This is a genomic window from Acinetobacter sp. YH12233, assembly GCF_013417725.1.
In the GTDB taxonomy this organism is placed as follows: Bacteria; Pseudomonadota; Gammaproteobacteria; order Pseudomonadales; family Moraxellaceae; genus Acinetobacter.
In genome coordinates this window covers 1-1,738 of the sequence record NZ_VPDK01000082.1, presented here as the reverse complement: position 1 = coordinate 1,738, position 1,738 = coordinate 1, and the positions used below count along the sequence as shown (strand labels likewise).

The 1,738-nt window shown below is 32.9% G+C and carries 2 protein-coding genes; one reads left to right on the top strand and one right to left on the bottom strand.

Annotated elements, in window-relative coordinates:
* Window positions 1-638: 638 nt before the first annotated feature.
* Window positions 639-884 (bottom strand): hypothetical protein, encoded by a 246-nt coding sequence (locus tag FTV12_RS16305; protein WP_004776736.1) that lies wholly within the window; start codon window positions 882-884, stop codon window positions 639-641.
* A 149-nt stretch (window positions 885-1,033) separates the two neighbouring features.
* Here FTV12_RS16305 and FTV12_RS16300 point away from each other — a divergent pair, with 149 nt between their 5' ends.
* Complete coding sequence (locus FTV12_RS16300) at window positions 1,034-1,258, top strand: helix-turn-helix transcriptional regulator (protein WP_004676219.1); 225 nt, start codon at window positions 1,034-1,036, stop codon at window positions 1,256-1,258.
* Window positions 1,259-1,738: the final 480 nt, after the last annotated feature.

Sequence of the window (1,738 nt, the reverse complement as noted above, 5' to 3'; positions counted from 1 at the left end):
AGAGATATAAATTTATAAAGTTACATAACTTACGCAACTTATGATCTTATGTAACGCTGAAGAGAGGTATGAGATTGAAAACTCTCCCTATATTTCTTGTCAGGGATTTGTCCATATATGAAATGCAGTGTTGAAAAATTAAAGATCTAGCTGACCAGAAGAACTGTCAGGGGCTGATCTATCAGAGATATAAATTTATAAAGTTACATAACTTACGCAACTTATGATCTTATGTAACGCTGAAGAGAGGTATGAGATTGAAAACTCTCCCTATATTTCTTGTCAGGGATTTGTCCATATATGAAATGCAATGCTGAAAAATTAAAGATCTAGCTGACCAGAAGAACCGTCAGGGGCTGATCTATCAGAGATATAAATTTATAAAGTTACATAACTTACGAAACTTATGTAATGCTGAAGAGAGTTATGCGATTGAAAACTCTTCCTGTACTGCCATACTTACAATACTAGCGAACAGCCCAAAGAATGATTTCGCCCTAAAAATGATGCCGACTATGGAAGGGATTCATCTACTGAACCTTTAGCTAAAAAGCTATTTGCAACACTACCAATTTTTCCTCTTTTATAGCGTTTACTTTGATTTAAACTGCTACAAAAGAGGAAAGATTATTCATCAATTAATAGTCAAAGTTAAAGAAATTTTCTGGGAAACAAGAAAGGAAAGCTTTTTGAATATCACTGTATTCACCTTCTGGATGTTCCTCTAAATAACGTCGAGTCCAAATTAGCGTGGCCTCATAATCGTTAAAACTCTGATCTAGTTGTAAAAAAATCCAGAGGTCATGTGCTTTTTGAATGAAAAAGTCATTAATGATCATCAGTGCAATTTTCTTTTCAGTGTTTGAATTAGGATATGAGTACATCGTTTGTTTCTCCTATAGAGATGATAAATAGATTAGTTGATAAGCTATTTATAACACATAAAAAATGTGTTTATCACATTTTTTATGTGTTTTTTGTAATTTTATGGTCTGTGATATACTTCTAATCCAAATAAATTGTATTTATCACCATGCCGTACGAAGAATTTCAAAGACTTATGGGAAAAGCAGGTCTTTCAATTAAGGAATTTGCAACCTTATTGGACATGAACCCAAATTCCATAACTAACTATAAAAAGATCGGAAAAGTACCTACACATATCGCTGTTCTGGTTTATTTGCTTTCTAGCATGAAAGATGAGGGTGTAGACTTTTACCCTATTTTTGAAAAAATTAAGTCGTATTCAAAAGACTAAGACTCTCGTTTTTGATTGTTTTAAGCTGTAAGTGATGACGTAAAAAATGCCTGAAGTTCAGGCATTTTTTCGTTTCAGGGACTTATAAACCTCGATAAAACTTTTCAATAAAATTTCGAGTTTTGATGCATATTCCTGCATAAACCGGCTTTGTTGCACAAAGATTTCATAACTATATGATTTTAAAAGTTTTGATTGTTTTTTGATCCAAAATTAAATTTATTTAAATCAGATGCTTACATATTTATGCAACAAAGCCACCTAGAATAGAAAGAGATAGACTATTCCAAGCTAAAAAGGAAATAAGGATGTCTGATCTGCCTACCTGAATAAGCAGATTAGTAAGGATGAGAGTAAGCGTCCGCTGAACACACCTTCTGAATTCATCCTATAAGCCTTAATTTAGTCCCCACTTAGAAACAAGTGGGGACTTAAATTTATGACTACAAATAATCAGACATCCATCGCATCTCTTGCGAA